The sequence below is a fragment of the Lichenicola sp. GTC18331 genome (assembly GCF_055386855.1).
The window spans coordinates 349,656-376,510 of record NZ_AP045015.1 but is presented as its reverse complement, the minus strand read 5'-3'; the positions used below and the strand labels follow the sequence as shown (position 1 = coordinate 376,510).

Sequence of the window (26,855 nt, the reverse complement as noted above, 5' to 3'; positions counted from 1 at the left end):
TCATCCGCCCGTGAGCTGCCTGGTCTCGTCCGCGGTGAGGGCGCCGGTGACGGGATGGCCGAGCATGGCCTGGAAATGCTTGATGCCGCGCTGGGTGTCGGCGTTGTTAACGCCGTTCACCCGGCCGCTGAACAGGCCGCGCGCCAGCAGCGCCACCTGGATGCGCCGGATCGCGGGATCGACATGCACGCGGGGACGCGTCGCGGCGGCGGGCGGTTTCGGCGCCAGCGGCATCGCGCCGGCGTCTTCAGCGGACTTCGCCGCCTCGGCGTGATCGGGTGTGGGCTGGGCCGCGTCGGTCTTGCCGTCCGGCGCGGGCGTCGTCTTGTCGTCGCCGGATCTGGTCGCCGTGTCCGTTCCGGCGGGTTTGGCGTCCGCGACCTTGGTGTCCGCAGGCGGGGCGTCGCTGGAAGTGGCCGGTTCGACAGGCTTCGCCGAGGTCTTCATGGCGGGCGTGGCGGCCGGCGGCGTCTGGGTGGGCGTCTGGGGCGACGGCTCAGTCGCCGTCGGCGCGGTCGAGACGGAGAGGGCGTGGGCCATCGCGTCCGGGGTGGTGGCCCCGGTCTGCGCCGCGCGCGCGATCAACGTGGCATCGGCCGGCGATTTGTCGGTGGCGGCGATGCGAGTGCCGGTGAGGCCGGGATCGGTGCTCCAGGCGCCCGCAGCGCCGTCGAGCGCACCGGCGATGGCGGCGACGGGCGCACCCTCGGCCGCGACCGGGTGCATGTTCAGCACCACGAGGCCGTTCTTGTCGCCGGACACGCGGGAGAAGGCGCGGATGCTGACCGCGGACAGGGCCGGATCGTCATGCGGGGCGAAATCGCTGCCGAGCGCAAACACGTTTCCGCCCGCCTCTGTGGCGTAGCCGCAGAACAGCACCGCATTGGCGCCGCCGGTATTGGCGTTGCCGAAGCGCAGCAGCGCTTCACGCAGGGCGCCGGCGGTGGGGGCGAGCAGCACCGTGTTGGGGGTGCCGTTCCTGTCCAGGGCGGCATGCAGATCGGCGAGGGACCGGTCGCAGCCCGCCAGGCGCGGCTGACCGGCGGGTGCGCCGCCGTCGATGAGGAGAAAGGCGCCCTTGGCGGCCGGATCGGGCGCGGCGAGGGCCGTGCCGGCGGACAATGCCAGCCCGAACGCCACGAGGGCGGCCGGCAGAGCCGGGATGGAGGTCGCAATGATACGGCCCCGCTGCTGAAGATCGTTCCGCAAACCCCGGTCGCTCCGCCATCTTCGTTTCGGGCGACCGTATCGGTGCCACACCCGGAGGTAAAGCGCCCTCGTCTCGCTCTGTTGTGACGCGCCGTTGGTTGTGCGAGGGAAACGATCGCGCCTGCGGAACGTTTTTCGCGGGTTCGCGCCCGCCACGCCGCATCCGGAGAACGCCTCATGGCTTCAAGCAGAACCAACGTGTTTCGCGCCGCGTTTCCGGTGCTGGCCTGCGCCGGGCTGCTGCTCGGCGCCTGCGACGATGACGGGCCGAAGACCGTTCTGGCGACGCCCGGCACGGCGGCGAGCTGGCGCGTCGTGGTGTGGGGCGCGGGCGATGAGCGCGACCCGCTGATCGCCCATGCCGTCGAACACGAGCTGCTGCGCCGCAACCTCGCCGCGACCATCGTCAGCGGTTCCGGCGTTGCGGATCATGTTCTGCAGATCACCGCGTCGCCTTTGGTGTTCCCGGCGACCGAGAGCGTGCGGGAAGGGCGGGATTCGCAGCTTCTGGAGCAGGCGAGTTTCCGCACCGACGCCCCGAGCGCGGCCGCGAAGGCCGTCGCGGCGACCGATCCGACCCGGGCGCTGGCGATCACGGTGGTGGACCGCATCGCTGCGGATCCGAAATTCGGACCGAAGCCGCCGGCGCCCGCGCCGAAATGAGGCTTTTCCCGTTCAAGGGCTGATCGTCAGGACGGATTTCTGTCGCGCGGTGGGGTCGACGCGCAGGATGGTGATGTCCCGGCCGACCGTCTGCGTTTCGGCCGGTTCGCCCAGGGGGGCGGCTCCATGCAGAAGTGTCTGGAGGGTGGTGGAATCGTTCTGGCCGACGCGGCCATGCACGATCCAGACGCGTCGGCCTGATTTCTGTGCCGCCAGGGCGGTGGCGATGCTTTTCGTCCACTCGTCCGGACCGAAGCCGTCGGGGGGCGTCTGGTTCGCGATCACGGCGCCAGGATCGAGCGATACGTTCATCATGTCGATGGCGGCCGGATCATCCACGAAAAGAAGATCATCGGGATGTCTGGCAGCGCGCAGGAAGGCAGCGGCCTGGTTCCAGAGCGGCTTGGTCTCGATGTTGTAATAGGGCCAGAGATTGATCAGCCCGAGCACGGAGACCAGCACCAGCACCACCGGCCGGGTTCGCCTGGGCAGGCTGGCGACGCCGGTTCCCGCCAGCAGGAACAGCAAAGGCGCGCTCCACATCAGGTAGCGCGGCATCCAGAGCGACGACCGGAGCGAGCACAGGGCGATGCCGGCCGGCAGGGCCAGGGTGGCCAGGACGAGGACGCGCACGGTGAGAGCGCGACGCTGCCGGACCGCGCCGGACACGGCCAGGGCGAGCACGGCGAGGCCGGGCCAGGGCACGCCGCCGAGATCGAGCGGCGCCGGGAAGATCCGGAACGCGATCAGGCTCGACTGCCGCAGCAGCAGGACGGATTGCCCGATGGTCCAGACCGAATGGAGGGTCGGCGGGGGCACCCAGTCGAGCCCACTGCCCATGCGGCCGTGCGTGAGCCAGACCATCGCGAGCACGAAGGGCAGATAGGCGGCCAGGACGATCGCCTGCACCGGCAGCCAGCGCCGCAGGAACCACGCCGCGCCGCCGGGCCGGACCGCCGCGACGGCGATCAGCGCGGCACAGGCCTGCGCGGCCGCGAACCAGAACAGGGCGACGCTCAGCGTATCGAGGGCGAGTGCGGTGCCGACGGCATAGAGCAGCCAGCCGGAGCGGTCGTTTGCAGGCGCACGCGCCAGCCGCAGCATTCCCCAGACGCCGCACAGGATGAAGCACAGCACCAGCGTGTAGGAGCGGGCTTCCTGTGCATATTGGAGTTGGAACGGCGACAGGGCGGTCAGCAGTCCGGCCGCCACGCCGGCGGACCGTCGCCATGCCGCCTGGCCGATCGGCACCAGAAGCGCGCAGGCGAGCGCGCCGAAGAGCGCGGAGGGGAGGCGCATGGTGAACGGATCAAGCCCGAACGGTTCGATGGCGGATTCGATCAGGAAATAAAGCGGCAGGTGGTGGAAGGAGAGGCTGTCGCGCAGGAGCGGCAGGAAGGGCAGGGCGGAGCGGCGGAGGGTGGTGACCTCGTCCAGCCAGTAGGGTTTGCCGCCGAGACCGTGCAGACGGAGCAGGAGGGCGAACAGGAAGACCGCGGCGGCTGCCCATCCGGGGCGATCACGAAACGCGGAAACCGTTCGGGGAACGGCACGGCGCATCAGGTGTTTCCGTCCGGTGCAACGAGGCGGCGATGCATGTCGGAGCGGATGTGCCGGCCGTACTCGAAACAGGAAAGAAGGAGCATGAGCGCCATGACCGATCGCAGCAGCCAGCCCATCCGCATGACACGCCGTCTGGCTTCCAGCAAGGGCGCGCGCCGCGCCGGGCTGTTCGCGTCTTTGGGTCTTGCCGGAGCGCTTCTGGGTGGGTGCGAAGTGACGCCGCGCCCGTCCGTGGGGGCCGCGCCGGGCTACGGCTACACCTGCTATGCCGGCGTGTATGTCTGCCACACCCAGACGCAGGTGCCGGTGGGGTCGCCGTGCTCGTGTCCGGGTGTGGGCGCGCCGTCCTTCGGCCGCGTGCAGTAAGGGATCAGCCTGCCGTCGCCCTCGCGGGCGGCGGCAGGATCCGCATCGTGACGAGATAACCGGCGCCCGACAGGATCAACGCCCCGACCGAGACGGGGAGCCAGGCGGGGATCACGGTCGCCGAAGCCACGAAACCCGCCACCGTCCAGCCGATCGCCGCCGGGTTGACGCCGGCGCGGTACCAATAGGGACCGGAGCGTTCGAAAAGGCCCGGCACGTCGACGGTTCCGCGCCGGACGAACAGGTAGTCGGCCAGAAGCACGCCGGACAGCGGCGCGAAGAACATCCCCATGGTGCCGATCCAGCCCTGGTAGCCGTGCACCAGGGACGGGAATGCCGACAGGGCGATGCCGACGGCGCTGACGGTGAGCGTCGCGCGGAAACGGCCCAGGCGTTCCACCACGTTCAGCAGCGACAGACCGCCGGTGTAGAGGTTGAGGACGTTGATGGTCCAGTTGTCGAGTACGACCATCAGCAGGATGAGCGACAGGGCGAGATGGCCGCCGGTGATTCGTGCCACCACCTCGAAGGCGTTGTTGGATCGGCCCGCCGTGGCGGCGGCGGCATAGGCGCCGACGAGGCTGACCAGCAGGATGCCGACGAGGACGGCGAGCAGCGTGCCGATCCACATGTCGCGCCGGGAGCGCGAGTAGCGGCAGAAATCGGCGGCGTCGGTGATCATGGTCAGCCAGGTGGCAAGCGCCGTGTTGAACCAGGCGGCGAACAGCATCCAGCCGGCGTGGTGCTGCTGGAACCTCCAGACCGCGCCGGGATGGAAGGCCGGGTCGGGGTGGGTCGTGAGGGTGATTCCCATCCAGACCAGGATCAGCAGCTTCACCGGCAGGGCGACGCGCGACAGCCATTTCAGCGAATTGTAGCCGATCGCGGCGACCACGGCCTGGACGGCGCCGAACGCCAGGCTGATGCCGAGCAGATCGTGCGGGGTGCCGGTCCAGCGATCCAGAACGGCGACGATTGCGAGAGATCCGGCGACGGTCTGGAAGCCGAACCAGTAGACCGAGGCGACCGTGCGGAGCGTGGAGGGCAGCAGCTTGGCGCCACGCAGGCCGAACGCCATGCGGGTGGCGGTCTGGCCCGGAATGCCGTGATCGACGCCGACCGTGGCCATGGTCACATAGGCCAGGAACGCGACCATGGTGCCGGAGACCTGCGCCAGAACGGCCTGCCAGAAGGAGAGACCGGCGGCGACGGCCATGCCGGCGACCAGGATTTGCCCCGGATTGATCTGGAAATTGATGATGATGCTGAACAGGTCGTGCCAGCGCACGGTCCGGGCTTCCGGCGCCACGGGTTCGATGCCGGCGCGTTCGATGGTCGGGTGCGGCGTGGCGTGGACGGGAAGGGCGGTTGTGGCGGTCATGGCGCGGACGTCCGGTAGCTGGTCGGAATGTGCCGCAATAATCGTGCCAGGGTCGTCGGTGTGGTTCAGGCTTTCGCCGGATCAGCCGGGCTTTTTCGGTGCATCGTTTGTTGCCGGCGCCGGAGCGGCCGGACCGGGTTGAGATGTGGCGGCCGGCGGCGCGGCTTCGGCGGGTTTCGGCTGCGTGGCGGGTGTCGTCGCAGGCGTAGCGGGAGGCGTGGCGGTCGCCGGGGGCGCCGGCGGATCGATCCGCAGCACGCCGCCGCTGCCGGCCAGGATCAGTCCGCCATCCTCGGTGTCGGCCATGGCCAGGATCGGAAAGGGCGCGCGCGGTGCGGCGGCGTCCAGATGCGGATCGTTGGGCTTGCCGCCGAGGGTCCAGACCATGCCGGCGGAATCGCCGATCAGGACGCTGCCGTCATGTTTCAGCAGCGCGGCGGTGAAGCTGTTCTGGGTCGGGCTGTCGACCTGATGCCATGCATCCGGTTTCGTGCCGGTGACGGGCTGGGCGATCGTGCCGAGAAAGGCGTTGCCCTGCTGTCCGTAGAGCAGGAAGCCGAACGGGCCGGCGTTGAGGGCGCCGAACAGGGTGGCGTCGGTCTGCAGCTTCAGATGGGTGAGGCCGTTCTCTGGGCGTCCGGCGAGAAGGGTGCCCTGACCGCCATCGACCGCCACCACGCCGTCGCGTACGGCGAGGCCGAGAAGAGGCTGGTTGTCGGGGTTCTCGATCGCGTTCGACCAGGGATGCCAGTGGCGGCCCGCATCGTTGGTTTCCATCGCGAGACTGCCCGCGCCGATGGCACGGAGCGTGTCGGGCCCTTCGGTCTGCATCAGCAGGAAGGGCAGGGACGGGTCGGCTGCGGCGAGGCGGTGGGCGGCGTCGATGTTCTTCTGACGCACGGCGTCCGAGGCATTGGCGGCGAGGGCGGAATCGAGCGTGATCAGGGCGGCGTGCGGCAGGTCGAGGGCGAGGGTCCAGCTTTCGCCGGCGTTCTCGGTGCGCAGGATCACGCCGTAATGGCCGATCGCCCAGCCGGTATGGTCGTCCGCGAAGGCGACGCCCGTGAGGGTGGCCTGGACGGGCGGCTGCACCTGACGCCAGGACAGGCCGTTATCGTCGCTGAGCAGGATCAGCCCGTGCAGACCGACGGCGACCAGGCGCGAACCGGCATGGGCGATGGCTTCCACCAGCGTCTTGCCGGGATTGGGCACGATCGGAGCGGGGGCGTCGAGCGGGCCGGGCGGCGGTGCAGGCGGCGCGGGCTCGGGGGGCGGTGACGCGGGTTTGGCGGCTTCTTGGGGCTTGGCTGCATGCGGGTGGGTGGTGCGGGCCGGTTCTGCGGCGCGCGCGGACAGAACGACCGCGGGCAGGACGAGAGCCGCGCCGAGCAGGGAAGCGGCGCAGGCGCGCGATAGCGGCGTGCTCGGCATGCGGTTGGATCTCCCCGGTTTCGGTGCGGAGATTAGCGCAAGCGGGCGGGAGAACCAGAGCGGCCGTTCCCTCCGGGGTGTCAGCACTCCTATGATCGGGTGCATGAAGCAGCCCGCAAGCAAACAGAACAGGCCGGATGGGGCGGGCGATCTGTTCGATGCGTCGCCCGAGGCGGGGCCGCCCCAACCGGCGCCGTCGCGCGCTTCGCCGGCCCAGCCTTTGGCGGATCGGCTGCGGCCGGATTCGCTGGGCCAGGTGGTGGGGCAGCCGCATCTGCTGGGGCCGGAAGGCGCGCTCAGGCGGATGCTGGAACGCGGGTCTCTGGCCAGCCTGATTCTCTGGGGCGGGCCTGGTTGCGGCAAGACCACCATCGCCCGCCTGCTGGCGCAGGAGGCGGGGCTTCGCTTCGTGCAGCTTTCCGCGGTGTTCTCCGGCGTGGCGGATCTCAAGCGGGCCTTCGACGAGGCGGGGCGTCGTCTGACGGCGGGCGGCGGGGCGACGCTTTTGTTCGTGGACGAGATCCATCGTTTCAACCGGGCGCAGCAGGATGGTTTCCTGCCGGTGGTGGAGAACGGCACCGTGGTTCTGGTGGGCGCGACCACGGAGAACCCGTCCTTCGCGCTGAACGCGGCGCTGTTGTCGCGCTGTCAGGTGCTGGTGCTGCGCCGTCTGGACGAGACGGCCTTGTCGAGCCTGCTGGACCGGGCGGAAGCGTTGATCGGGCACGTTCTGCCGCTCGACCCGGATGCGCGGGCGACCCTGGTGGCGATGGCGGATGGCGACGGGCGCTATCTGCTGAACATGGCCGAGCAGTTGGCGGGTCTGGGCGAAACGGCACCGCTCGATCCGGCGGGTCTGTCGTCGCTGCTGGCGAAACGTGCGGTGCTGTACGATCGCGACCGGGAAGAGCACTACAACCTGATCTCGGCGCTGCATAAATCGCTGCGCGGGTCGGACCCGGATGCGGCTTTGTACTGGTTCGCGCGCATGCTGGCGGGCGGCGAGGATGCGCGTTTCATCGCCCGCAGGCTGACGCGGTTCGCGTCCGAGGATGTGGGCATGGCCGATCCTGCGGCGCTGACGCAGGCGATCGCCGCGTGGGAGACCTTCGAGCGTCTGGGCAGCCCGGAAGGCGAACTCGCTCTGGCCCAGCTCGTGGTCTATCTCGGCACCGCGCCGAAATCGAACGCGGTCTACGCTGCCTACAAGGCGGCCGTCCGGGTGGCCAAAGAGACCGGCAGCCTGATGCCGCCGGCGCATATCCTGAACGCGCCGACGCGGCTGATGAAGGAGATCGGCTACGGCAAGGGCTACCAGTACGATCACGACACCGAGGACGCGTTTTCCGGGCAGAATTATTTCCCGGACGGGATGGATCGGGCGGAATTCTATCGCCCGACCGGGCGCGGTTTCGAGAAGGAGATCGCGAGAAGACTGGACATCTGGGCGCAGAAGAGGGTTTAGCCAGCGCCCATGAGCGTCGTGACCCTGCCCGTTTCCGAAGACGAAGCCGAGATCCGCCTGGATCGCTGGTTTCGTCGCCATTATCCGCATCTCACTCAGGGCGCGCTGCAGAAGCTGTGCCGCACCGGACAGGTGAAGGTGGACGGCAGGAAGGTGGAAACCAGTACCCGCCTCCAGCCCGGCCAGATGGTGCGGGTGCCGCCGATCCCGAATGCCAGCAAGCCGGCGCCGATCGCGCCCGTGGTGGACGAGCGCGACATCAAGGAGATGGAGCGTCTGGTGATCTACAAGGACGACCACGTGATCGTCCTGAACAAGCCGTCCGGCCTGCCGGTGCAGGGCGGCCCCGGCATCACCCGCCACGTGGACGGGCTGCTGGACGCGCTGCGCTACGATTCCGAGCATCGCCCGCGTCTGGTGCATCGGATCGACCGCGACACCTCCGGCCTGTTGCTGCTGGCGCGCACGCCGGGCGTGGCGGCCAAGCTCGCCGCCGCCTTCCGTACGCGGGACGTGAAGAAGACCTATTGGGCGGTGGTGTCCGGCCGTCCCAGCCCTGCGGAAGGGGTGATCGACCTGCCTCTGGCGCGTCTGGGCGCGGGGCCGGGCGCGCTGACGGTGGCGGCGGAGCGCGACGACGCGGACGCGGCGCATGCGCTGACGGAATATGCCGTGCGGGATGCGGCCGGACGCAAGCTGAGCTGGCTCGAACTCTCGCCCTTGACCGGTCGCACGCATCAGCTTCGCGTGCATTGCGAGGCGCTGGGGTCGCCGATCCTGGGTGACCCGAAATATGGCGGCGAGGCCGCGCACAAGGACGGGTTCGAGGACCGGCTGCATCTGCATGCGCGGGCTCTGGTTCTGCCGCATCCGGCCGGCGGCACGCTGAGGCTGGAAGCGGAGCTGCCGCCGCATATGCGCGAAACGTTCCGGCAGCTGGGGTTCGAGGCCGGGCAGACCCGCGCCGCGCGCCGGAGCTGATCGCATGAGCGCCGCCGTTCCCGCCCGCAGGCGCAGCCCCGTGCGACGGGCGCTCGCCACGCTGCTTCTGATCCTGCTGATCCTTCTGGCGCTGCTGGTGGGGGCGGCGTTCCTGATCCAGTCGCGGATCGATCCGGCGGCTCTGCGCGAGCGCATCGAGAAGCAGTGCTACGAGGCGACGGGGCGGACCCTGACGCTTCAGGATGCGCGTCTGGTTCTGTTGCCGGTGCCGACCTTCACCGCGACCGGGGTGAGCCTGTCCGGCCTGCCGGGCGATTTGCGGCCGCAGATGCTGACGGCGAACAGCCTGTCGGCGCATCTGGCGTTGTGGCCTCTGCTGCACCATGTCGCCCGCCTGGACGGGGTCACCCTGACCGACCCCGATCTGTTTCTGGAGCGCCATGCGGACGGGCAGGCGAACTGGCGCTTCACGCCGCCGCCGAAACCGGAGGGGCCGGGCAGCACGCCGGGCGGCGGCGCGCGCTGGCAGGTCGAAATCAACAGCGTGCGTCTGCGCGACGGGACGATCGCCTGGCGCGATGCGGTGGGCGGCTGGAGCGGCGCCGTGTCGCTGGATCGTCTCGACGCGAGCGATCTGGCCGGGATGCACCCGCAGGCCGATCTGGCCGGACGGCATGGCGTGGCCGGCTTCACCGCCGAGATCGGCACCGGCCCGCTGCGCCGTTTGCTGAGCCCGGAAATCGCTGGGGCGGCGGCGTGGCCGCTGCGGGTGATCGCGCAGACCGGCCGCAATGGCCGCGAGGATGCGCGTTTGACGGTGGATGGCACGCTGACCGATCCGGCGCGCGGGCGCGGGTTCGCGCTCGATCTGCGCGTCGATGCCCAACGTCCGGACGGGATCGACGCCTTGTTCCCGCATGCCGGGATTCCGGCGCTCGGGCCGGTCTCGGCCTCTGCGCGCCTGATCGATGCCGCTCCGGCTGACGCGCAGACCGCCTTGCCGGCGCTGGAGCGCGTGTCTCTGCGCGGGGAGAAGATCGATCTGGGCGCACTGATCCGGCGGAGCTGGAGCCAGGGTCTGGTGCTGGACCGGGTTGCCGTGGAGGCGGCCGATCGCGATGCTCCCGTGCAGGTGTCCGCCGACGGCGCGTGGCAGGGGCATGGCGTGTCTCTGCGCGGAAAAGCCGGAACGCTGAGGGGCTGGCGGGCGTCCGCCGGGCAGGCGATGCCGTCGCCGTTCGACCTGACGCTGCGCGCCGGCGATGCGCAGGCGACGCTGACCGGACAGGCGGCGATCGATTCCCTGGATGCGACGGTGGCGCTCCGGGCCGCCTCTCTGCGCGCCGTGCTGCCGGTGGGGCCGGCGCTGACCGATCTCGACCTGTCTGCGCATGTGGCGGTGGGAGCGGACCGCCACGTGACGGTGCAGGGGCTGGATCTGCGATCCAAGGAGCTGGCCCTGGCCGGCAGCGCCGATCTCGTGCCGGGCGCGCATCCAGTGCTGAACGCGAAACTCTCGGCGGCGCATGCCGATCTGGACGCGCTGCGGTCGGGCTGGGTCGACCCGGCACCCGTGCAGACTCGGCCGGATGCGCCGAACGCGGCGACGCAGATCGCGCCTGCCGAAACGGCGCCGACGACGCCCGCATCCGAGGGTGCTGCGCCGGCCGGGACCGCATCGCCGCCATCCGAGCATGCCGTGCCATTCGCGCGTCTGGATTGCTGCGATGCCGCCGTGCAGGTGGATGCCGCTGCGGTGACGATGGACCGGGCGGTCTACAAGACGCTTTCCGCGGCTTTGACTCTGCATGACGGCGTGCTCGACCTGACGCGGCTTTCCGCTGCGGGTCCGGCCGGGCCGATCGCGCTGTCGGCCCAGGCGGATGCGCGGGAGAAGAGCCTGAGCGTGCAGCTGCATCCGCTCTCGCTCCCGGCGGGAACGCTGGCGGCGTGGCTGGGGCGTGCGCCCGCGCTGGAAGGCGGGGTCGAGATCGTCGCCGATCTGAAGGCGACCGGGGCGAGCTGGGAAGCGATGGCGCGGGACGCGTCCGGCCATGCCGGTCTGTCGATGGTGGACGGCGCCATCGCCACCGAGGCTCTGGGGCAGTTGATCGGCCGCCCGCAGGCGGCGCAGGCGGGCACCGACCATGACGGGGCGCGCACGCCGTTCCGTTGTCTCGCCCTTCCGGCGGCGATCGGCGGCGGCGTCGCGACGCTGGACCCGATCGCGCTCTCCACCAGCCGTCTGGTGGTGCAGGGGCGCGGCACGGTGACGTTGCCGGACGGGCGGCTCGATCTGCATCTGGTGCCGCGTCTGGCCGTGGGGGCGACCGGGGCGTCTCTGCCGGTGCGGATCGGCGGCACGGTGGATTCGCCGGAGGCGGCGCTCGATCCGGCGGCGACCGGCGGGCGCTTTTCGCTCACTATCGGCGGCGCCGCGCCGGCCGATCCGTGTGCGGCCGATCTGGCCGCGTCGCGCTACGGTGTCGCCGGACCGATGCCGAGTGCTGCGCCTGCCGAGGGCAAGCGGAAGATGCCGAAGCCGATCGACATCCTGCGCGGGCTGGGACTGTTCCATTGAGCGGGTTGGGGAGCGGGCCAATGGCCGGCAGCCGTCGCTTCTGGAGCGCGGTGGATGTGTCGGAGCAGCCCGACGGGTTCGCCGTGCATCTGGACGGTAAACCCGTGCGTCTGCCCGAAGCGGGCGCGTTGCTGCTGCCGAATCGGATTCTGGCCGAGGCGGTGGCGGCGGAATGGCGGCGCATCGAGGGGGAATACGGGCCGGAGGCGATCGGTTTGACGCGTCTGGCGGGCACGATGCTGTTCCGGGTTGCGCCGCGCCGGGCGGCGGTGACGGAACAGTTGCTCGGCTATCTCGACGGCGATCTGCTGTGTTACCGCGCCGGGCACCCGGACGGGCTGGTGCGGCAACAGGAGCGCGACTGGCAGCCCTGGCTCGACTGGGCGCGGGAGCGGCTCGGCGTTTCGCTGGAAACAACCACCGGGTTGATGCCGATCCGGCAGACGGAGGCGGCGCATGCGGCGCTGGCGGGCGTGCTGGCCGGACTGGACGACGCGGCGCTGACGGCGCTCGGCGTTCTGGCGCCGGCCTTGAACAGTCTGGTGCTGGCCTTGGCCTGCGTCGCCGGCGCGTTGTCCGCGGATCTGGCGTTCAACCTGTCGATCCTGGACGACCGGTTCCAGGCCGAGCGTTGGGGCGAGGACGGGGAAGCGGCCGGACGACGCGCGTTCCTGCGGTCCGAGTGCCTGGAAGCCGAGCGTTTCCTGCATCTGGCGCGCGGCATCGGCACGACCCGTCTTCTGGTGGATGGGCGTGTCCAGGGGGTCGGCTATCGCGCATGGCTGCATCGGGAAGCCTCGGTGCTCGGCCTGCGCGGTTTCGTGCGCAACCTGTCGGACGGACGCGTGGAGGCGGTTCTGGTCGGACCGGAGGCGGCGCGTTCGGCCTTGGCGCAACGCGCGGAGACGGGGCCGCGCATGGCAGCGGTGCGTGGGGTGTCGCGGCAGGACGGATTCGAAGGCGACGGTTCGGAGTATGGCAATCAATCGTTCGAAATCGCCCCGGATGCGTAAACAAATCGGCCCCGAAACGGCCTCGTGAACGCAATAAAGCAAAAATAAGGCAAGCATCCGAAACGGTTGCGTAGCTCGATGATCCGTGATTGTTGGTTACATTCAAGGCCGGGACTTTTCTGCTACCTGTTCCGGCCATGACGATGGAGCCCGATGCGATGAGCCACGAACAGGTCCCGACCCGTTCCAACAATGCCCGCCTGAAGCGCCGCGCAGCGACCATTGCCGCGCGTTGCGCGATGCTGTCCTGGATCGTGCTTGCCGCCATGCCGGTTGCCGTGGTGGTGTTCTCCATCGCCTGAACGGGCGTCCGAATGACCGACGAGCCGCACCATGACCGAACGCGTTGCCGAGTATCCGATCGACAGCATCTTCGTCCGGCGCTGGTCGCCGCGCTCCCTGACGGGAGAGACCGTTTCTCCCGCCGAACTGCATCGTTTGTTCGAGGCCGCGCGCTGGGCTGCGTCGTCCTATAATTCGCAGCCCTGGCGGTTCGTGTATGCGACCCGCGACAGCGCGGCGTGGCCTGAGTTCCTGGATCTTCTGAACCCGTTCAACCGCTCCTGGGCCGAAAAGGCCGGGGCGCTGATCGTCGTTCTGTCGCGCCTGTCGATGGCGATGCCGAACAAGGATGAGCGTGTTCCGTCGCACTCGCACGCTTTCGACACCGGGGCGGCCTGCGCCTATCTGGCGTTGCAGGCGGTGCATTCCGGGCTGGTCACCCACACCATGGTGGGGTTCGATCTTGATCGCGCCGGCACGCTCGTGGGCATGAAGGAGGATTATCGCGTCGAGGCGATGATCGCCGTGGGGCGTCAGGGACCGGCCGAGGCGCTGCCGGAAGCGGTGCGGGCCCGCGAGCAGCCGAACGAGCGTCTGCCGCAGGCACAGTTCGCGTTCGAGGGCCGTTTGGAGGGGTGAAGCGACGGGCCGGGCGGGTTCCTCCGAAAGGAACCGTCCGGCGCTCAGCCGAACGCCGCCGCCACCGTTTTCCCGACCGTGCGCAGCGCCATCTCCTGTTGCGGCAGGTCCGCGCCGTCGGCGCGATAGAACGCCGCCACCACCAAAGGCGCGCCGTGCGGTCGCCAGGCAACTGCACCGTCGTTGCAGAGGCCGTCCGCGGTGCCGGTTCGGTTGGCGCCCTGCCAGCTGCCCGGGAAGCCCGCCCTGAGACGGGCACGACCGGGCAGATTGCCGATCATGCCATGCACCAGTCGATCGCGCAGGGCGGGGAGCAGCACGTCGCCGAGGCATAGCGTGCGAACCATGGCGGCGAAGGCGCGCGGCGTCGTGTCGTTGTCGGTGTCGGTGGGCGCGCCAATGACCTCGCCACGACGAATGATCGTGGTGTGGTCGCCGATCTTGCGCAGGAAGCGGTTCAGCGCCTCCGGGCCGCCGGCATGCGCCAGCAGCAGATTGGCAGCGCTGTTGTCGCTCCGCTCCAGGATCGCCGCCACCAGCTGGTCGATCCGCAGTTCGCCCTCGCCGACATGTGCTTCCGTCACGGGGGAGACGGCGATCAGGTCGGCGCGCCCGTAGCGCAGCTTCGTATCGAGCCTGTCTGCGCCGTCCTGCACGCGCCGGAGCATCAACCCGGCAAGGGGCAGTTTCATGGTACTGCCCATCGGGAACCGCTCGTCGGCGCGCCATTCCAGCGTCGGTCCGCCATCGCCGGCTTGCGCGAACACGCCGAGACGTCCGCCTCGCACCTGCTCTATCTCCGCGATCGCCGCCGGGTCGATCCGGCCGTTTGCACGCGCGATGCGCGGCAGGAGGATTGCGCCCGCCGCACCGCCCAGCAGGAGCCTGCGTCGGACCGGTGTCATGCCTGCGTCAGTTGCGGAGTTCGGGGACCATTACGGTGACGCTGGCAAGGCAGGCGATGCCTTCGCCGCGTCCGGTGAAGCCGAGCCGTTCGGTGGTGGTGGCCTTGACCGAGATCCGGTGCAGGTCGACGCGCAGCAGCTCGGCGAGGCGTGCGCGCATCGGCTCGGAATGCGGGCCGATCTTGGGGCGTTCGCAGATCAGCGTGACGTCGGCATTCACCAGCATGCCGCCGCGCGCCCGGATGCGCTCTCCGGCATGCACCAGGAAACGGGCGCTGTCGGCGTCCTTCCACTCGTTCTCGCTGGGCGGGAAGAAGCGGCCGATATCGCCCTCGGCCAGCGCGCCGTAGATGGCGTCGCACAGGGTGTGGATGCCGACATCGGCATCGGAGTGGCCGGCGAGGCCGCGCTCGAACGGTACCTCGATGCCGCACAGGATGAGCTTGCGGTCGTCGGCGAAGGCGTGAACGTCGAAGCCGCTGCCGGTGCGCGGCATCAGGGCGGGTCCCACCAGGCGTTCCAGTCGCACCAGGTCCTCCTCGTAGGTCAGCTTGATGTTGTCCTCGTCGCCCTGGACCAGGGCGACGGGATGGCCGGCGCGCTCCAGCAGGGCCGCATCGTCGGTGGCGTCCGCCGCCGCGGCCGCTTCGCGATGCAGCGAGAGCAGCAGGGGGAAGCGGAAACCCTGCGGCGTCTGCGCGCGTACGAGCCCCTCGCGGGACACGGTTTCGGCGATCAGCCCGTCGCGGTTGCGCTTGAGGGTATCGGCGACGACCACGCAGGGAATGGCGCCGTCGCGCGTTTCCAGGGCCTCGATCACCCGTTTGGTGACGGCGGCCGGCACGAAGGGACGTGCGCCGTCATGCACCAGAACGAGATCGGGCTTTTCGGCCTCGGGCAGACGGTCCAGCGCTTCCAGCCCTGCGAGCACGCTGTTCTGACGCGTGGCGCCGCCCGGAACGGCGGGGCGGATCACGCCGGCGCCGAGCCCGTTCAGCGCGTCGCTCAACAATGCCGCGTCGCCCACCGGCAGCAGCAGGGAGACGTGCGGCAGCAGCGCCTCCGCTGCATGGCGGATCACGGCCTGACCGGCCAGCGACACGAACTGCTTCGGGATGGCGGTGCCGTAGCGGCTTCCGGTGCCGGCGGCGAGGAGAATGGCGGCGATACGCATGGGCGGAGCAATGCGTTGGCCGTCTGCTCAGGTCAATACGTCGCGTAACGACCACACGTGATGATTGCACCGGCATCGCTCCGGGTCTATTTTGCCCAAATCATGAGCAACGCCGATCCAAACACCGCCGACCGATCGGTATCGGCGGATATCGACATGCCCGAGCCTGTGCTGAAGCCGATCGCTCTGGGTGGCGGGGTGGTGATCGAGGAGCCTGTGATCCTGGCGCCGATGTCGGGGGTCACCGATCTGCCGTATCGCCGTCTGGCCCGGAAGCTGGGTGCCGGGCTGGTGGTGTCGGAGATGATCGCGTCCTGGGCGATGGTACGCGAGAACGCGGCGACCCTGCGCATGGCCGAGATGGCGGACGATGGCGGCGCCGGTCCGAACTCGGTGCAACTCGCCGGCTGCGAGCCGGGGGCGATGGCGGAAGCGGCGCGCATCGCGGTGGGTCGTGGCGCCGACATTGTCGACATCAATTTCGGCTGTCCGGCCAAGAAGGTGGCGGTGGGCCAGCAGGCCGGGTCCGCGCTGATGCGCGACGAGGTTCTAGCCGGGAAGCTGCTCGAAGCCACCGTGAACGCGGTGACGGTGCCGGTCACGCTGAAGATGCGGATGGGCTGGGACCACAACAACCTGAACGCGCCCAATTTGGCGCGCATCGCCGAGCAGTGCGGCATCCGCATGATCACGGTGCATGGGCGGACGCGCCAGCAATTCTACACCGGAACGGCCGATTGGCGGTTCGTGTCGCAGGTGAAGCAGGCGGTCGGCCTGCCGGTGATCGTCAACGGCGACATCCTGAGCATCGCGGATGCGCGAGAGGCGCTGCGGCAGTCTGGGGCGGACGGGGTGATGATCGGGCGTGGCTGCTATGGCCGTCCCTGGCTGCCGGCGCAGGTGGGGCGCGCGCTGACCACGGGCGAGATCCTGCCCGATCCCGATCTGCCTACCGAGAAGGCAATCCTGCTGGAGCACTACCACGCCATGCTGTCGCATTTCGGGCAGCATCCGGGGCTGCGTCTCGCCCGCAAGCATGTGTCCTGGTACTCGCACGGGCTGCCGGGTTCGGCGCATTTCCGCGCGGCGGTGAACCGGATCGACAATTCCACCGATGCGATCGCGCTGATCGACAGCTTCTATGACGGCTTGATCGAGGCGGGTGCCGGGCGCGAGGCCAGCGGACGCATGCCGCCCGAGGACGCCGCCGAGGGCTGCGACGGCGCCGGGACCCTGGCGGCATGACGATGGCCCTCCGTACCCGGCGCGGCCGGAGCCGAAGCGAAACCGTATCGACGGTGGCCCCTGCGGCCCAGGATGTTCTGCCTGACGGCGCGGCGATGCTGGACAGTTTGCCGGTGCCGGTGGTGATGCTGGATGCCGAGCACCGGATCCGCTTCGTGAATGCGGCGGCCGAGCCGTTCTTCGGCATGAGCAAGCCGCAGCTCGGTCATCTGGTGTTGCAGGATCTGGTGCCGGCGGATCATCCGCTGTTCCTGTTGATCGATCAGGTGCGCGCGAACGGCGTGACCATCGTCGAGCACGATCTGGTTCTGGACGGGCCGCGTCTGCATCGGGCTGCCATCACCGTGCAGGGCACGCCCGTCGCGGAGGACGAGCGCTTCGTGCTGCTGACGTTCCATGACGCCTCCGCGGCGCGTGCGCTGGACCGGCAGCTGACCTTCCGCAATGCCGCGCGCTCCGTGTCCGGCATGGCGGCGATTCTGGCGCACGAGGTGAAGAACCCGCTTTCGGGCATTCGCGGCGCGGCGCAGTTGCTGGAAAGCACGGTGGGCGAGACCGATCGCGAGCTGGCGGTGCTGATCCGCGACGAGGCCGACCGGATCAAGGCGCTGGTGGAGCGGATGGAGGTGTTCGGCGAGAAACCGATCGAGCGCCGTCCGGTGAACATCCATCGCGTTCTGGAGCATGTGCGTCTGCTGGCGCAGCAGGGATTCGCCGCGCATATCCGCTTCGTGGAGCAGTACGACCCGTCTCTGCCGCCGGTCTGGGGCAATCGCGACCAGCTGGTGCAGGTGCTGCTGAATCTGGTGAAGAACGCGGCCGAGGCGATCAGCGGCGACCGGCTGGGCAGCGACCGTCCGGGCGAGATCACGCTGTGCACCGCCTATCAGAGCAGCGTGCGCCTGGCGATGCCGGGTTCCGACCAGCGCGTGCATCTGCCGCTGATGGTGCGTGTGCGCGATACCGGGCCGGGCATTCCGGACCAGATCCGGCCGCATCTGTTCGAGCCGTTCCTGACCACCAAGGTGTCCGGCAGCGGTCTCGGTCTGGCGCTGGCGGCGAAGATCGTCGGCGACCATGGCGGTCTAATCGAGATCGACAGCAAGCCGGGGCGCACCGACGTGGTGCTGCATCTGCCGGTTCTGGTGGACGATCAGAACGATCCCTGACCGTCTTCTCCCACGGACCGAGTTAGTCTTCTTCCCGATTTCTCCGGAGCCTTCGCGAGCGACATGACGCTGCCCACCGTTCTGGTCGCCGACGACGACCGCTCCATCAGGACCGTGCTGACCCAGGCGCTCGGCCGGTCCGGCTACCAGGTCCGTACCACCGGCAATGCCGCGACCCTGTGGCGCTGGATCGAGGAGGGCGAGGGCGATCTGGTGATCACCGACGTGGTGATGCCGGACGAGAACGGGCTCGATCTGATCCCGCGGATCAAGCGTCTGCGCCCGGAGCTGCGGATCGTGGTGATGAGCGCGCAATCGACGCTGATGACGGCGGTGAAGGCGGCGCAGCGCGGTGCTTTCGAGTATCTGCCCAAGCCGTTCGACCTGAAGGAGCTTCTGTCCGTGGTCGGCCGCGCTTTGGCGGCGCCGGCGGTGCAGTCGGGCGAGGCGACGCCGCGTGCGGACATGGACGAGCGCATGCCGCTGATCGGCCGCTCGATGGCGATGCAGGACATCTATCGCGTGATCGCCCGGCTCACCACGGCGGACCTGACCGTGATGGTGAGCGGCGAAAGCGGCACCGGCAAGGAGCTGGTGGCCCGCGCCCTGCACGATTACGGGCGCCGTCGCGGCGGTCCGTTCGTGGCGGTGAACATGGCGGCGATCCCGCGCGACCTGATCGAGAGCGAGCTGTTCGGCCATGAGCGCGGCGCCTTCACCGGCGCCACCAACCGCAACCAGGGCCGGTTCGAGCAGGCGGCGGGCGGCACCCTGTTTCTGGACGAGATCGGCGACATGCCGCCGGAGGCGCAGACGCGTCTGCTGCGGGTGTTGCAGGAGGGCGAGTTCACCACGGTAGGCGGGCGCCAGCCGATCAAGGCCAATGTGCGCATCGTGGCTGCAACGCATCGCGATCTGCGTCAGCTGATCCGCGCCGGGACGTTCCGGGAGGATCTGTTTTATCGCCTGAACGTGGTGCCGATCCGTTTGCCGCCCCTGCGCGACAGGGCCGAGGACATCCCCATCCTCGCGCGGCATTTCCTGGAGAAAAGCCAGCTCAACGGTCTGGCCGGCAAGATCCTGACCGACGACGCCATCCAGCGTCTGCAATCGCATCGCTGGGCCGGCAATGTGCGCGAGCTGGAGAACCTGATGCATCGCCTTTCGGCGCTGTATCCGCAGGAGGTGATCAACGGCGAGGTGATCAATACCGAGCTGTCGGAGAACGCGCTGCATGACGACGTGCGGGTGGCGGCGGGCGAGGGCGAAGGGCTGGCGAGCGCCGTGGAGCGGCATATCCGCCAGTTCCTGGCCGCGAGCCGGGACGGCATGCCGATGCGCGACATCTACGACCGGGTGATCGCCGAGGTGGAGCGCCCGCTGATCCAGATGACCCTGGCGTCCACCAAGGGCAATCAGATCAAGGCGGCGGCGATGCTGGGTTTGAACCGCAACACCTTGCGCAAGAAGATCCGCGACCTGGAGATCCCGGTCGTGCGTGGGGTCGGCTGAGCGCATGGCGCCGGAGGCGGACGAGTCGCTGGTGACGGGGCCGGAAGCCGCCTATCGCCGCTCGCGCCTGTCCGAGATCCTGCTCGGCAAGGCGGCCACGCTGATCGTCGCCGCCGTGGCGCTGGCGCTGGGTATCGCCACTTTCGCGATCCTGTCGCGCGGCATGTCCCTGGCGCAGCGGCCGCATGTGGAGCTGCTGCTGTTCGTCGGCAACTCCGTGGCGCTGCTGTTGCTGGCGATCATCCTGATCGGCCGTCTGGCGCGCGTGGTGCACGAGCGGCGTTCCGGCACGGCGGGGTCGCGCCTGCATGTGCGTCTGGTGATGCTGTTCGGCGTGGTGGCGGTGACGCCGACCATCGTGGTCGGCGCGTTCGCCGCCGTGTTCTTCCATTTCGGCATCCAGGTCTGGTTCAGCGACCGCATCCGCACCGCGCTGGAGGAGGCCGTCCAGGGCAGCCAGGCCTATCTCGAGGAACGCAAGGACGGGCTGCGCAACGAGGCCGCGGCGCTGTCCAACGCGCTCCAGGACTCGCTGGTGCTGCTGAGCCCGGATCGCAGCGCGTTATCGTCGGCCTTGCAGGAGCTGGTGGATACGCACGGCATCAACGATGCCGCCGTGTTCGATCCGCGCACCGGGGCGGTGATCGGCTCCGGCAGCCAGCTTCTGGGGCTGGGGCTGACCGGGATCGGCGTCTCGATACCGACCCAGTCGGAGCTGCTGCTGGTGCGTCCGGGCCAGCCGGCGGTGCTGGACAGCGGCGACGGGCAGACCGTGCGGGCGGTGAGCGACATCCCCAACAGCGGCGGGCTGATGCTGGTGATCTCGCGCAACGTCGATCCGGTGATCCTGGAGCGTGCGCGCCACACCCAGAGTGTGGTGATGGATTACGAGCGCCAGGACCGGAACCGCTCGGCCTTGCAGCTCACCTTCGTGCTGATTTTCGTTCTGGTGGCGCTGCTGGTGCTGGCGGCGGCGGCTCTGATCGGGCTGGTGCTGGCCAACCAGATCGCCCGTCCGGTCGGGCTGCTGATCCTGGCGGCGGAGCGTGTGCGCGAGGGCGATCTGGCGGTGCGCGTGCCGGAAGCCGAGCGCGACGACGAGGTGGCCGGGCTGTCGCGCGCCTTCAACCGCATGACCGGGCAGCTCTTCGCCCAGCGACGCGAGTTGATGTCGGCCTATGGCCAGATCGACGAGCGTCGGCGCTTCACCGAGGCGGTGCTGTCGGGCGTGTCGGCCGGTGTGATCGGCCTGGACGCGCAGCAGCGGATCGAGCTGCCGAACCGGGCCGCCAGCACGCTTCTGGACACCGATCTGGTGCAGGCGGTGGGCGAGAAGCTTGTGGACGTGGTGCCGGAGTTCGGCGCGTTGCTGCAGCAGGCCGGCGGCGAGCCGGAACGGGCGCGCACCGCCGAGGTGCAGCACGGCGCCAGCAACGCCAAACGCACGCTTCTGGTGCGGATCGGGCCGGAAATGCGCGGCGCCGTCACCGAAGGCTACGTGGTCACGTTCGACGACATCACCGAGCTGCAATCGGCGCAGCGCAAGGCGGCCTGGGCGGATGTGGCGCGTCGCATCGCGCACGAGATCAAGAACCCGCTGACGCCGATCCAGCTCTCGGCGGAACGGCTGAAGCGTCGCTTCCTGCGCGAGATCACCACCGACCCGGACACGTTCTCGCAATGCGCCGACACCATCGTCCGGCATGTGGGCGATATCGGCCGCATGGTGGACGAATTCTCCGCTTTCGCGCGCATGCCGCAGCCGATGATCCGGCCGGAGGATCTGTCGCGCATCGTGCGCGAGGCGCTGATCCTGCAGAAAAGCGCCCACCCGGAAATCCTCTACACGACATCGATTCCCGATCGCGGTCCGATCGTCGCCTGCGATCGCCGGCTGATCGGACAGGCACTCACCAATCTGTTGCAGAACGCCGCCGACGGGATCGCCATGCGGGCCCGGCCGGATGCGGAGGCTCCTGTTGCCGCCTTGCAGGACGGCGTCCTTGCCGAGCCGGTCCAGATCGGCACGATCTGGCTGCGGATCGAGGAAACAGAGCGTTACTGGCGTGTGGTGGTCGCCGACGACGGTGCGGGGCTTCCGGCGGAAGACCGCCAAAAATTGATGGAGCCTTATGTCACCCATAAGCCCAAGGGGACCGGGCTGGGGCTTGCCATCGTGAAGAAGATCATGGAGGACCATGGCGGCTCGGTCATGCTCGATGACCGGGACGCGGGAACGGGAGCGATCGCGACATTGCTTTTGCCGGTGAAATCCTCCGATGGCGCATGAGATTCTGATTGTCGACGACGAGCCGGATATCCGGCTCCTCCTCGAAGGCATTCTGCGCGACGAAGGCTACGAGACTCGTCTCGCCGCCGATTCCGATCAGGCGATCGCCGCGTTCCGCGCGCGTCGTCCGTCGCTGGTGATTCTCGACATCTGGCTGCAGGGCTCGAAGCTGGATGGTCTGGGCATCCTGAAGGCGATCCAGGGCGAGGAGCCCGTGGTGCCGGTGGTGATGATCTCCGGCCACGGCACCATCGAGACCGCTGTCGCCGCCCTGCAGCAGGGCGCATACGATTTCATCGAGAAGCCGTTCCAGTCCGACCGCCTTCTGGCGGTGGTGCGCCGTGCGCTCGATGCGGCGCGTCTGGCCCGCGAAAACGCCGAGCTGCGCCTGCGCGCCGGGCCGGAAACCACCTTGCACGGCGAGAGCGCCGCCATCGTCGCGGTTCGGGCGCAGATCGAGCGCGTCGCCTCCACCGGCTCGCGCGTGCTGATCTCCGGCGCTGCCGGGTCGGGCAAGGAGGTCGCGGCGCGCATGATCCATGCCCGCTCGCGTCGCGCCGACGGTCCGTTCGTGGCGCTGAACTGCGCGACCCTGGCGCCGAACCGGTTTGAAGAGGAGCTGTTCGGCATCGAGGGTTCGCCCGACGGTGTGCAGCCGCGCCGCACCGGCCTGCTGGAGCGCGCCCATGGCGGCACGCTGCTGCTGGACGAGGTGGCTGACATGCCCGCGGAAACGCAGGGCAAGATCGTGCGCGCGTTGCAGGACCAGACCTTCGAGCGCCTTGGCGGCTCGACGCGGGTGAAGGTGGATGTGCGCGTTCTGGCCATCACCAATCGCGACCTTCAGGCGGAGATCGCCGCGGGGCGTTTCCGGGAGGATCTGTACTACCGCCTCGCCGTGGTGCCGTTGCGCGTGCCGAGCCTGCGCGAGCGCCGGGAGGACATTCCCGACCTGGCGCGCTTGTTCATGGCGCGTTCGGCGGAAAGCGCCGGTCTGCCGAAGCGCGAGCTGAGCGCGGATGCGCTCGCGGCGTTGCAGAGCTACGAGTGGCCCGGCAATTCGCGCGAGCTGCGCAATCTGATGGACTGGCTGCTGATCATGGCGCCTGGCGGCACGGACGTGATCCGCGTCGATATGTTGCCGCCGACGGTGGGGCAGGGCGCGCCGGCGCTGTTGAAGTTCGACAACGCCGCGGACGTGATGGGCCTGCCGCTGCGCGAGGCGCGCGATCTGTTCGAAACCCAGTATCTTCAGGCTCAGCTTTTGCGCTTCGGCGGCAATATCAGCCGCACCGCTGGTTTCGTCGGCATGGAGCGCAGCGCGCTGCACCGGAAGCTGAAGCAACTCGGCGTGAACGGGGAAGACCGCACCCCGCTCTGATACGCCGCCGCGACGATTTTTGCTGCGTCGCGTCAAAACTGTTATGGCGTCGGGAACGGCATCCCCGCCCGGGGGTTGTCCGAACAAGAAGAGCGAAGGGCTGCATCGCCGTGGCAAAGGACAATTCCCAGAACGTGCAGGACGTGTTCCTCAATCACGTTCGCCGCTCCAAGACGCCGGTGACGGTCTTCCTGGTCAATGGCGTGAAGCTTCAGGGCATCATCACCTGGTTCGACAATTTCTCCGTTCTGCTGCGACGCGACGGGCATACGCAGCTCGTCTACAAGCACGCAATCAGCACCGTGATGCCGTCCGCGCCGATCGCCCTGTTCGAGCAGGGCAAGGCCGAGGGAGCGGCCGAGACATCGGACGCCGATGCCGCCAAGGGCACTCTCTGAGGTGACAGGCTCGGACGTCGCCGCGCCGCCGGCACGGGTCGCCGTCATCCTGCCCTGGGAGCGGCACGAGCGCGTGTCCGATCCCGAGGGCGGCGAGCCGAGAGTGGGCGAGATCCGTGCCGCGGAAGCGCGTCTGGACGAAGCGGTCGGGCTGGCCGCGTCCATCGGCGTCGTGATCGTGCGCAAGGCGGTCTTGCCGCTGCGGATGCGTCGTCCGGCCACGCTGCTCGGCAGCGGCCAGGTCGAGGCGCTGGCGGAGACGGTGAAGGCCGACGAGGTCGGTCTGGTGGTGGTGGATGCCCGATTGAGTCCGGTGCAGCAGCGCAATCTCGAGCGGGAACTCGGCTGCAAGGTGATCGACCGGACGGGTCTGATCCTGGACATCTTCGGCGAGCGCGCGGTGACGCGGGAAGGCTCGCTCCAGGTCGAGCTGGCGCATCTGGAGTATCAGCGCTCCCGCCTCGTGCGGTCCTGGACCCATCTGGAGCGTCAGCGCGGCGGTTTCGGCTTTCTAGGCGGGCCGGGCGAGACCCAGATCGAGGCCGATCGCCGCCTGATCGGCGATCGCATCGTCCGGCTCAAGAAGGAGCTGGAACAGGTTCGGCGCACGCGCGGACTGCATCGCGATGCGCGCAAGCGTGTCCCGTTCCCGGTGGTGGCGCTGGTGGGCTACACCAATGCCGGCAAGTCGACGCTGTTCAACGCGCTGACCGGTGCGGCCGTGCACGCGCAGGACCAGTTGTTCGCGACGCTCGATCCGACCATGCGCGGTCTGGTGCTGCCCTCCGGCCGCAAGGTGATCTTGAGCGACACCGTGGGGTTCATCTCGGAGCTGCCGACCGAACTGGTGGCCGCCTTTCGCGCCACGCTGGAAGAGGTGGCCGGCGCGGACATCATTCTGCACGTGCGCGATGCCGCGCATCCGGACAGCAACGCCCAGCGCGCCGACGTGATCTCGGTGCTGAACGGCATGGTGCAGGACGAGACGCTCGATCCGGCCTGGCAGGGCAGGGTGATCGAGGTTCTGAACAAGGCTGATCTGATGGGCGGGGCGGAGAACGTTCCCGCGCGCGACGGCACGGTCGTGATCTCCGCCATCACCGGCGACGGGCTGGACCAGCTTCGCGCCGCGATCGACGCGCATCTGGTCGGTGCGATGGAGCGGGCGCATTACGAACTGCCGATCACCGATGGTGCCGCCATCGCCTGGCTCTACGAGCATGGCGAGGTGACGGAGCGCACGGATGGCGAGGAAACGGTCGCGCTGGATGTACGGCTGCTGCCGGCGGACAAGGCACGGTTCGAGCGCAGAGGCTGAGGACAGGTGGCCGGACGAAAAATTCGCGCCTGAAAACCGGCGGCAGAGGGCGTCCGTCGCGTCTATGAACGCGGGATGCTGTTCGATCTTCCCAATGACGACGTGCTATACGATGCGCTGCTGGCCCGCAATGAAACGTTCGACGGACGGGTGTTCGTCTGCGTTTCCACGACCGGCGTCTTCTGTCGCCTGACCTGTCCGGCCCGGAAGCCGAAGCGGGAGAACTGCAGCTTCCGTCCGACGGCGGGCGCCTGCATCGAAGCCGGGTTCCGGCCGTGCAGACGCTGCCATCCGTTGCAGGCGGCGGCGCTGGCCGATCCTGCCATCGGCGCCCTGCTGCGCGCCCTGGACGCCCGACCGGATCTGCGCTGGTCCGAGGAGCATGTCGTCCGGCTCGGGCACGATCCTTCGACGGTGCGCCGCAGTTTCAAACGGCATTTCGGGATGACGTTCCTGGAGATGGCGCGGCAGAGGCGGCTTCGCGAAGGGTTCCAGGTGCTCGCCGTGGGCGGAAAGGTCGTCACGGCGCAGCATGAGGCCGGTTTCGATTCCCCGAGCGCATTCCGCGAGGCTTTCGCGCGCCTGCTCGGGCAGTCGCCGTCCGAATTGCGGCCGGATGCGCTGCTGCGCGCGACATGGATTCCGACGCCGCTCGGGGACATGATTGCTGTCAGTAGCCGATCGCATCTGCATCTTCTGGAATTCGTCGATCGGAAGGCGCTGCCGGCCGAGTTGAACAGGTTGCAGCGCGCCATGAAGCAGGGGATCGGCATCGGCGACGCACCGCCGTCGGTGCAGGCGGCTGCGGAACTGGCCGATTACTTCGCTGCCCGCTCCGACCGGTTCGAGACCCCGCTTGCGATGTCCGGAAGCGCGTTCACCCGGCGCGTCTGGGATGCGCTGCGGCGGATACCGGCCGGTGAAACCCGGAGCTACTCGGAAATCGCCTGGGAGATCGGCCATCCGACGGCGACGCGTGCCGTTGCGCGCGCCAATGGCGCCAACCAGATCGCCGTGATGATCCCGTGCCATCGTGTCATCGGAGCTGACGGTTCCCTGACCGGATATGGCGGCGGTTTGTGGCGAAAGCAGCGTTTGATCGAGATCGAACGACAGCTCATGACAACAAGAAAGGACCGTGCCACGTGATCGATCGAGCTGGGAAGGCCAGGCGCTTCCGGGAGATGCACACGCCGCATGATCCCGTCCTGCTCTGCAACATCTGGGATGCCGGCAGCGCCAAGGCCGTCGAGAATGCCGGTGCGAAAGCGATCGCGACCAGCAGTTGGTCCGTCGCGGCCGCGCAGGGCTATGGCGACAGCGAGCAGATTCCGTTCGAGGCCATGCTCGGTGTGGTCGCTCGCATCGTGGAAACGGTCGATCTCCCTGTCAGCGTCGATTTCGAGGGTGGTTATGCCGTCGATCCAGAAGGCATCGCGCAGAATGTCCGCAGGCTGCTGGAGTTGGGAGTTGTCGGCTTCAACATCGAGGATCAGATCGTGAAGGGTTCCGGTCTTTTCGACATCGAGGTGCAGGCGGCACGCATTCGTGCCGCGCGGGAAGCCGCGGAGCGCCTGGGTGTTCCGGCTTTCATCAACGCGCGGACTGATGTGTTCCTGAAAGCCGCTCCGGGCGCGTCGCAGGCCGATCTGATCGCGGAAGCGCTCATCCGTGAACGGGCTTATGCGGCGGCCGGCGCGGATGGGGTCTTCGTGCCGGGTTTGACGGAGATCGCGTCGGTGGCGCGGTTGTGCGATGCCGCCACTCTGACGGTGAACGTGATGATTTCGGCGCAGACCGATCCCGTACAGTTGCTGGCGGCGGCCGGTGTCGCGCGGATCAGTCTGGGACCGGCACCCTATCTCGGTATGGTCACCGCACTGGAAGCGGGAGCGCGCGCCTTGTAACGAGACGACCGCGTCGTCTAC

General features: G+C 68.9%; 23 protein-coding genes. 17 read left to right on the top strand and 6 right to left on the bottom strand.

All coding sequences use genetic code 11. From position 1 onward, the window contains the following. Positions 1–1,209, bottom strand: a complete 1,209-nt coding sequence (locus tag ACZ5BM_RS01770; protein WP_498909630.1) for a peptidoglycan-binding domain-containing protein — start codon at positions 1,207–1,209, stop codon at positions 1–3. Between the two features lie 177 nt (positions 1,210–1,386). Here ACZ5BM_RS01770 and ACZ5BM_RS01765 point away from each other — a divergent pair, with 177 nt between their 5' ends. Then, positions 1,387–1,872, top strand: coding sequence for a hypothetical protein (locus ACZ5BM_RS01765; protein WP_498909629.1), 486 nt, complete (start codon positions 1,387–1,389; stop codon positions 1,870–1,872). Between the two features lie 12 nt (positions 1,873–1,884). Here the strand turns inward: ACZ5BM_RS01765 and ACZ5BM_RS01760 are convergent, their stop codons facing one another. Next, positions 1,885–3,432: a glycosyltransferase family 39 protein gene (locus ACZ5BM_RS01760; RefSeq protein ID WP_498909628.1), complete on the bottom strand. Its 1,548-nt coding sequence runs from the start codon at positions 3,430–3,432 to the stop codon at positions 1,885–1,887. 84 nt (positions 3,433–3,516) lie between these two features. Between ACZ5BM_RS01760 and ACZ5BM_RS01755 the strand changes: the two genes are divergently transcribed. Beyond that, on the top strand, positions 3,517–3,801 hold the full coding sequence (locus ACZ5BM_RS01755) for a hypothetical protein (protein ID WP_498909627.1): 285 nt from the start codon (positions 3,517–3,519) through the stop codon (positions 3,799–3,801). 4 nt (positions 3,802–3,805) lie between these two features. On the opposite strand, the gene ACZ5BM_RS01750 is transcribed toward ACZ5BM_RS01755, so the two are convergent. Together ACZ5BM_RS01750 and ACZ5BM_RS01745 are read right to left on the bottom strand one after the other, a co-directional pair. Beyond that, a complete protein-coding gene (locus ACZ5BM_RS01750; RefSeq protein WP_498909626.1) occupies positions 3,806–5,182 on the bottom strand; it encodes a purine-cytosine permease family protein in 1,377 nt (458 codons plus the stop codon). An 81-nt stretch (positions 5,183–5,263) separates the two neighbouring features. After that, positions 5,264–6,613 carry a WD40/YVTN/BNR-like repeat-containing protein gene (locus ACZ5BM_RS01745; protein ID WP_498909625.1) on the bottom strand — a complete coding sequence of 450 codons (1,350 nt, stop codon included), beginning with the start codon at positions 6,611–6,613 and terminating at the stop codon, positions 5,264–5,266. Positions 6,614–6,716: 103 nt separating this feature from the next. Between ACZ5BM_RS01745 and ACZ5BM_RS01740 the strand changes: the two genes are divergently transcribed. The 6 genes from ACZ5BM_RS01740 to ACZ5BM_RS01715 all read left to right on the top strand — a co-directional run bounded on the left by ACZ5BM_RS01740 (position 6,717) and on the right by ACZ5BM_RS01715 (position 13,535). Next, positions 6,717–8,078, top strand: coding sequence for a replication-associated recombination protein A (locus ACZ5BM_RS01740; RefSeq protein WP_498909624.1), 1,362 nt, complete (start codon positions 6,717–6,719; stop codon positions 8,076–8,078). A 9-nt stretch (positions 8,079–8,087) separates the two neighbouring features. Continuing rightward, positions 8,088–9,059 carry an RluA family pseudouridine synthase gene (locus ACZ5BM_RS01735; protein ID WP_498909623.1) on the top strand — a complete coding sequence of 324 codons (972 nt, stop codon included), beginning with the start codon at positions 8,088–8,090 and terminating at the stop codon, positions 9,057–9,059. Positions 9,060–9,063: 4 nt separating this feature from the next. Further along, the gene (locus ACZ5BM_RS01730) at positions 9,064–11,601 is read left to right on the top strand and encodes an AsmA family protein (RefSeq protein WP_498909622.1); all 2,538 of its coding nucleotides are present in this window, start codon (positions 9,064–9,066) and stop codon (positions 11,599–11,601) included. A gap of 20 nt (positions 11,602–11,621) precedes the next feature. Then, on the top strand, positions 11,622–12,614 hold the full coding sequence (locus ACZ5BM_RS01725; protein ID WP_498909621.1) for an ATP12 family protein: 993 nt from the start codon (positions 11,622–11,624) through the stop codon (positions 12,612–12,614). Between the two features lie 158 nt (positions 12,615–12,772). Next, entirely contained in the window at positions 12,773–12,916 is a 144-nt protein-coding gene (locus ACZ5BM_RS01720) for a hypothetical protein (protein ID WP_498909620.1), read from the top strand. Positions 12,917–12,947: 31 nt separating this feature from the next. Next, entirely contained in the window at positions 12,948–13,535 is a 588-nt protein-coding gene (locus tag ACZ5BM_RS01715; protein ID WP_498909619.1) for a nitroreductase family protein, read from the top strand. 44 nt (positions 13,536–13,579) lie between these two features. Here the strand turns inward: ACZ5BM_RS01715 and bla are convergent, their stop codons facing one another. Together bla and ispD are read right to left on the bottom strand one after the other, a co-directional pair. Then, positions 13,580–14,440 carry a serine hydrolase gene (gene bla / locus ACZ5BM_RS01710; RefSeq protein WP_498909618.1) on the bottom strand — a complete coding sequence of 287 codons (861 nt, stop codon included), beginning with the start codon at positions 14,438–14,440 and terminating at the stop codon, positions 13,580–13,582. Positions 14,441–14,447: 7 nt separating this feature from the next. Continuing rightward, entirely contained in the window at positions 14,448–15,614 is a 1,167-nt protein-coding gene (ispD, locus tag ACZ5BM_RS01705) for a bifunctional 2-C-methyl-D-erythritol 4-phosphate cytidylyltransferase IspD/2-C-methyl-D-erythritol 2,4-cyclodiphosphate synthase (protein ID WP_498909617.1), read from the bottom strand. A gap of 156 nt (positions 15,615–15,770) precedes the next feature. Between ispD and dusB the strand changes: the two genes are divergently transcribed. The 9 genes from dusB to ACZ5BM_RS01660 all read left to right on the top strand — a co-directional run bounded on the left by dusB (position 15,771) and on the right by ACZ5BM_RS01660 (position 26,834). Then, positions 15,771–16,859 (top strand): tRNA dihydrouridine synthase DusB, encoded by a 1,089-nt coding sequence (dusB, locus tag ACZ5BM_RS01700; protein ID WP_498909616.1) that lies wholly within the window; start codon positions 15,771–15,773, stop codon positions 16,857–16,859. Positions 16,860–16,861: 2 nt separating this feature from the next. Further along, positions 16,862–18,028, top strand: a complete 1,167-nt coding sequence (locus ACZ5BM_RS01695) for a two-component system sensor histidine kinase NtrB (protein ID WP_498911441.1) — start codon at positions 16,862–16,864, stop codon at positions 18,026–18,028. 63 nt (positions 18,029–18,091) lie between these two features. Continuing rightward, a complete protein-coding gene (ntrC, locus tag ACZ5BM_RS01690; protein ID WP_498909615.1) occupies positions 18,092–19,540 on the top strand; it encodes a nitrogen regulation protein NR(I) in 1,449 nt (482 codons plus the stop codon). Positions 19,541–19,544: 4 nt separating this feature from the next. Further along, on the top strand, positions 19,545–21,830 hold the full coding sequence (locus tag ACZ5BM_RS01685) for a sensor histidine kinase NtrY-like (protein WP_498911440.1): 2,286 nt from the start codon (positions 19,545–19,547) through the stop codon (positions 21,828–21,830). Continuing rightward, positions 21,820–23,211 carry a sigma-54-dependent transcriptional regulator gene (ntrX, locus tag ACZ5BM_RS01680; protein ID WP_498909614.1) on the top strand — a complete coding sequence of 464 codons (1,392 nt, stop codon included), beginning with the start codon at positions 21,820–21,822 and terminating at the stop codon, positions 23,209–23,211. The genes ACZ5BM_RS01685 and ntrX overlap by 11 nt, the downstream gene beginning before the upstream one ends. Before the next feature lie 110 nt (positions 23,212–23,321). Beyond that, a complete protein-coding gene (gene hfq, locus ACZ5BM_RS01675) occupies positions 23,322–23,609 on the top strand; it encodes an RNA chaperone Hfq (protein WP_498909613.1) in 288 nt (95 codons plus the stop codon). A 1-nt stretch (position 23,610) separates the two neighbouring features. Next, positions 23,611–24,927 carry a GTPase HflX gene (gene hflX / locus ACZ5BM_RS01670; RefSeq protein ID WP_498909612.1) on the top strand — a complete coding sequence of 439 codons (1,317 nt, stop codon included), beginning with the start codon at positions 23,611–23,613 and terminating at the stop codon, positions 24,925–24,927. Between the two features lie 75 nt (positions 24,928–25,002). Then, positions 25,003–26,076 carry a bifunctional transcriptional activator/DNA repair enzyme AdaA gene (locus ACZ5BM_RS01665; protein WP_498909611.1) on the top strand — a complete coding sequence of 358 codons (1,074 nt, stop codon included), beginning with the start codon at positions 25,003–25,005 and terminating at the stop codon, positions 26,074–26,076. Continuing rightward, positions 26,073–26,834, top strand: coding sequence for an isocitrate lyase/PEP mutase family protein (locus ACZ5BM_RS01660; RefSeq protein ID WP_498909610.1), 762 nt, complete (start codon positions 26,073–26,075; stop codon positions 26,832–26,834). Before ACZ5BM_RS01665 ends, ACZ5BM_RS01660 begins: the two co-directional genes overlap by 4 nt. Positions 26,835–26,855: the final 21 nt, after the last annotated feature.

Bases quoted from the DNA above. Each gene is read 5' to 3' on its own strand.
- ntrX (WP_498909614.1), top strand. From the start codon at position 21,820: ATGGCGCATGAGATTCTGATTGTCGACGACGAGCCGGATATCCGGCTC.
- ACZ5BM_RS01765 (WP_498909629.1), top strand. From the start codon at position 1,387: ATGGCTTCAAGCAGAACCAACGTGTTTCGCGCCGCGTTTCCGGTGCTG.
- ACZ5BM_RS01695 (WP_498911441.1), top strand. From the start codon at position 16,862: ATGGCCCTCCGTACCCGGCGCGGCCGGAGCCGAAGCGAAACCGTATCG.
- ACZ5BM_RS01745 (WP_498909625.1), bottom strand. From the start codon at position 6,613: ATGCCGAGCACGCCGCTATCGCGCGCCTGCGCCGCTTCCCTGCTCGGC.
- ACZ5BM_RS01720 (WP_498909620.1), top strand. From the start codon at position 12,773: ATGAGCCACGAACAGGTCCCGACCCGTTCCAACAATGCCCGCCTGAAG.
- ACZ5BM_RS01755 (WP_498909627.1), top strand. From the start codon at position 3,517: ATGAGCGCCATGACCGATCGCAGCAGCCAGCCCATCCGCATGACACGC.
- ACZ5BM_RS01740 (WP_498909624.1), top strand. From the start codon at position 6,717: ATGAAGCAGCCCGCAAGCAAACAGAACAGGCCGGATGGGGCGGGCGAT.
- ACZ5BM_RS01735 (WP_498909623.1), top strand. From the start codon at position 8,088: ATGAGCGTCGTGACCCTGCCCGTTTCCGAAGACGAAGCCGAGATCCGC.
- ACZ5BM_RS01665 (WP_498909611.1), top strand. From the start codon at position 25,003: ATGCTGTTCGATCTTCCCAATGACGACGTGCTATACGATGCGCTGCTG.
- dusB (WP_498909616.1), top strand. From the start codon at position 15,771: ATGCCCGAGCCTGTGCTGAAGCCGATCGCTCTGGGTGGCGGGGTGGTG.
- ACZ5BM_RS01750 (WP_498909626.1), bottom strand. From the start codon at position 5,182: ATGACCGCCACAACCGCCCTTCCCGTCCACGCCACGCCGCACCCGACC.
- ACZ5BM_RS01760 (WP_498909628.1), bottom strand. From the start codon at position 3,432: ATGCGCCGTGCCGTTCCCCGAACGGTTTCCGCGTTTCGTGATCGCCCC.
- ispD (WP_498909617.1), bottom strand. From the start codon at position 15,614: ATGCGTATCGCCGCCATTCTCCTCGCCGCCGGCACCGGAAGCCGCTAC.
- ACZ5BM_RS01725 (WP_498909621.1), top strand. From the start codon at position 11,622: ATGGCCGGCAGCCGTCGCTTCTGGAGCGCGGTGGATGTGTCGGAGCAG.
- ntrC (WP_498909615.1), top strand. From the start codon at position 18,092: ATGACGCTGCCCACCGTTCTGGTCGCCGACGACGACCGCTCCATCAGG.
- ACZ5BM_RS01685 (WP_498911440.1), top strand. From the start codon at position 19,545: ATGGCGCCGGAGGCGGACGAGTCGCTGGTGACGGGGCCGGAAGCCGCC.
- ACZ5BM_RS01715 (WP_498909619.1), top strand. From the start codon at position 12,948: ATGACCGAACGCGTTGCCGAGTATCCGATCGACAGCATCTTCGTCCGG.
- ACZ5BM_RS01730 (WP_498909622.1), top strand. From the start codon at position 9,064: ATGAGCGCCGCCGTTCCCGCCCGCAGGCGCAGCCCCGTGCGACGGGCG.
- bla (WP_498909618.1), bottom strand. From the start codon at position 14,440: ATGACACCGGTCCGACGCAGGCTCCTGCTGGGCGGTGCGGCGGGCGCA.